The following is a 1,538-nucleotide window of genomic DNA, read 5'->3' as shown; positions in this document are numbered from 1 at the left end:
CCCTTCCTTTTGGGAAGGGCTTTCATTGAGGCGCAGAGTCCTAACCGTGATGCCTTGGGCGCTCTGAATTTCCCTTCCTTTTGGGAAGGGCTTTCATTGAGGCTCGTAGCGGTGTTGGCACCGATCTGTACTACGGAGAATTTCCCTTCCTTTTGGGAAGGGCTTTCATTGAGGCGCCACCGGCGTTCACCTGCACTTCCAGATCATGCTCATTTCCCTTCCTTTTGGGAAGGGCTTTCATTGAGGCGAGGTCGATACCCTTGCCTACACCGTCCTTGGGAACCATTTCCCTTCCTTTTGGGAAGGGCTTTCATTGAAGCGCAGCGAAAATTGATGAGCTGCACTTGCCTGACCGTAATGTCCCTATATTTTTTTGTAGGGGCTTTCAATAAGACAAATCAATATCCTCTCGTATGACCGCGGGACTGTTTGTTCTGCACCTCGAGGTGTAGACTTTCATTGAGGCACCTGCGTTGTCTCGAATGATTCACCGTCCACGTTATTTCCCTGCTTTTTCGTAGGGGCTTTCATTGAGGTCGCAAGGGCGGCGTACGTGTCGAAGTCTCGAATAACATTTCCCTTCTTTTTTGGAAAGGCTTTCATCGAGGCCCCGTGAGGATGGCGCCGGGTATGGTGCAGGAGGTCATTTCCCTCTCTTTTCGGAGGGGCTTTCATTGAGGCATCGGTCAGGCAATGCTTAAGGGCTGGTACGTGATTTCCCTTCCTTTTCGGGAGGGCTTTCATTGAGGCCGGGTTTATCCCGGAGGGTGAGTCCGGCGGCGGTTTTATTTCCCTTCCTAGTTGGAAGGGCTTTCATTGAGGCTCGTGCATGCGGGTGGCTGAGCCCTTGAAAACAGCAATTTCTTCGCTTTCTAACGGAGACTTTCATTGAGGCGCTGGCCGCAGCGGCCGTGGCAAGACCACCGCAATGATATTTCCCTTCCTTTTCGGAAGGGCTTTCATTAAGGGGCTGTGATACACTCGGGCTGAAAGAAGCTCGCTTGCGATTTCCCCTCCTGTTCGAAGGGACTTTCATCGAGGTGGCTACGTACGAGTGTCCACTGCAGGGCAGAACCATTTCCTTTCCATTTTTTTGGAAGGGCTTTTATTGAGGCTGCCCCTCGCCTCTGTGACCGACCGACCATTTCCCTGCTTTTTCGTAGGGACTTTCATTGAGGCCGGTCGTGACATCGTGGGAGGCATCGCCACCGGTATTATTTCCCTTCCTTTTTGGAAGGGCTTTCATTGAGGTGTCGATATCAACACCATTACCGGCGATCTGGCTATATTTCCCTATAATTTTGTAGGGACCTTCATAGAGGCTACCGCTATTTCACCGATGACGGCTAGTACTGGGATGCCCTTCCATGTTGGAGGAGCTTTCATTGAGGCGTGTTGCATAAGAGAAAGAAGAGTGTGAGAGGGGGGCCAATTTCCCTTCCTTTTGGGAAGGGCTTTCATTGAGGCACCTTTACCGCCGGTGTCGGCTACGACATTATCGACAATTTCCCTTCCTTTTCGGGAGGGCTTTCATTGAG

General features: G+C 51.4%; 1 protein-coding gene. It reads right to left on the bottom strand.

Features of this window, described 5'->3' with window-relative positions:
* Positions 1–130: 130 nt before the first annotated feature.
* Entirely contained in the window at positions 131–286 is a 156-nt protein-coding gene (locus tag HMPREF2927_RS09120; RefSeq protein ID WP_168165232.1) for a hypothetical protein, read from the bottom strand.
* Positions 287–1,538: the final 1,252 nt, after the last annotated feature.

The sequence above is a fragment of the Rothia sp. HMSC061E04 genome (assembly GCF_001813685.1).
Taxonomy (GTDB): domain Bacteria; phylum Actinomycetota; class Actinomycetes; order Actinomycetales; family Micrococcaceae; genus Rothia; species Rothia mucilaginosa.
The sequence above is the reverse complement of the archived record's forward strand: the minus strand, read 5'-3'. Positions and strand labels throughout refer to the sequence as shown.